General features: G+C 73.1%; 1 protein-coding gene and 1 pseudogene. One reads left to right on the top strand and one right to left on the bottom strand.

The features are described from left to right. Positions 1-386: pseudogene (locus MNZ39_RS23980) on the bottom strand (hypothetical protein); the annotation flags it as partial. A 448-nt stretch (positions 387-834) separates the two neighbouring features. On the opposite strand from MNZ39_RS23980, the gene MNZ39_RS23975 reads away from it, so the two are divergent. Beyond that, positions 835-1,350 (top strand): OmpA family protein, encoded by a 516-nt coding sequence (locus MNZ39_RS23975; protein WP_242341595.1) that lies wholly within the window; start codon positions 835-837, stop codon positions 1,348-1,350. The last annotated feature ends 354 nt before the right edge of the window (positions 1,351-1,704 follow it).

The raw sequence follows: 1,704 nt of genomic DNA, 5'->3' as shown, positions 1-1,704 counted from the left end.
GTGGCCGTGCGCCCGCGGCGCGCACCCGCCGCGCGGCCCTTCCGCGCCGCGCCGGCAGAGGCGCGGGGGGTTCGCCGTCCGGTCGCGCGCGCCTGCGCGGTCTCCTTCGCCACGAGCTTGTTGAAGTTGCTCTGCTCGCCGCCGGCGGTGGTGTCCTGGTAGACCAACGCCAGGCCCGACTCGTCGAACTTCCGGAACCAGTCGTCCCACTCGATGCGGTCCAGCTTCCCCTCGCCGGAGTAGCCGGGGAAGTCGATGCGGATGATCCCGGTACCGGGGGCGCCGCGTGCGGTCGACGTCACCTCCGCCGGCCAGCCGCCGCGCTCCTCGACCCACCTCCGGATCGTCTCGTGATCGGTCGTCGTCTGCGACCTCGTTCGCGCCATGAGTGCCTCCTCGTCGCGAACAGCATGCGCACGGGCGAGAGGCGGCGAAAGGCCGCTCGCCGCGCGCGGCCTGCACCCCGCGTGACCAAGAGCCGCCGAGGTGCGGAGCACGCCGACGGCTGCGTCGGTGCGCCTTCAGGAGAGGGAAGGACCGGTCTCGCACGGCTCCTCCTGCGGGCGCGCACGGCGGCGGTCGTCCACCGGACGGACGGGGCGCCGCGCGATCCACGCGCGCCGCGAGCGAAACGGGAAGGTGACGGCGGTGCGACCTCGACCTCGACCTCGACCTCGACCTCGACCTCGAACCGGCCCGCCCGTGGTTCCCGCCGCGTGTGCGCGCGCGGCGCCGCTGTCGTTGGAGGTCCGCAGCCCCGGCGGGGGGCCGCGCCCGGGTTGCATGCGGGCCAGACCCGGCTCAATATCCGGGCCCAACCGGAGGACATTCACGATGCGTCATGTCACGATCGCCCTCGCCATCCTCGCCCTCGCAGGCGCCACCCGTGTCTCGGCCCAGACGCCCTGGGACGTCGCGAAGAAGGCCGCGGGCAACGCCACCGTCGGGAAGCTCGAGAAGCAGATCAACAAGCGGCTGCTCGACGAGGGCCGCAAGAACCAGTGCTCGTTCAAGACGGACACGGACGTCCTCGAGCCCGGCTGCGACGCCAAGATGCAGCGGCTCTCCAACGTGCTCATCGACGCCAAGAAGCAGCTCAACGGCGCCGGCGTGAAGAACTTCAAGTTCGTCGTGTCCGGCCACACGGACTCGAGCGGCAACGCGAAGCACAACGACGAGCTCTCCGCGAAGCGCGCGGCGGTCGTCGAGCGCGAGCTCGTCGCGAAGGGCGTGCCGAAGGAGGAGATCGAGTCGGTCGGCATGGGCTCGAAGAAGCTGCTCGTGAAGCCGGACGACACGGCCGCGAAGAAGGCGAAGAACCGGCGGTACGAGATCCAGGTCAAGCTGTAGCGGCGCGCGGCGCGGGCGCCCCGCCGAGCCCGGCGGGCCCCGCGCCCCGTCGCACCCCCGGCCACTCGTTGCGCGTGAGCCGGAGCTGCGCCCGAATCCCCTGCGCCGCCCGGCCCGGGCTCGCTGCGCGCGCCGAGGCGGATCGCGCGAGTCGCCCCGCCGTCCCGTCCACGGGCGTCCGCCCGTTCAGCCGAGGGGTCCCGCGGCCCCCGAAGAGGGTCCAGATTCTTCCCAGGAGGAGGAATCATGACCTACAGGATCAAGGGCGCGCTCGCTGCAGCGGCGCTCGTCGCTGCCGGGGCGGCGGGCGCGCAGGTGCCTCGCTGGCCGCCGGCCCCCGAGCAGCGCCCGGGC

The sequence above is a fragment of the Anaeromyxobacter sp. SG66 genome (assembly GCF_022690805.1).
In the GTDB taxonomy this organism is placed as follows: Bacteria; Myxococcota; Myxococcia; order Myxococcales; family Anaeromyxobacteraceae; genus Anaeromyxobacter; species Anaeromyxobacter soli.
The sequence above is the reverse complement of the archived record's forward strand: the minus strand, read 5'-3'. Positions and strand labels throughout refer to the sequence as shown.

Bases quoted from the DNA above. Each gene is read 5' to 3' on its own strand.
- MNZ39_RS23975 (WP_242341595.1), top strand. From the start codon at position 835: ATGCGTCATGTCACGATCGCCCTCGCCATCCTCGCCCTCGCAGGCGCC.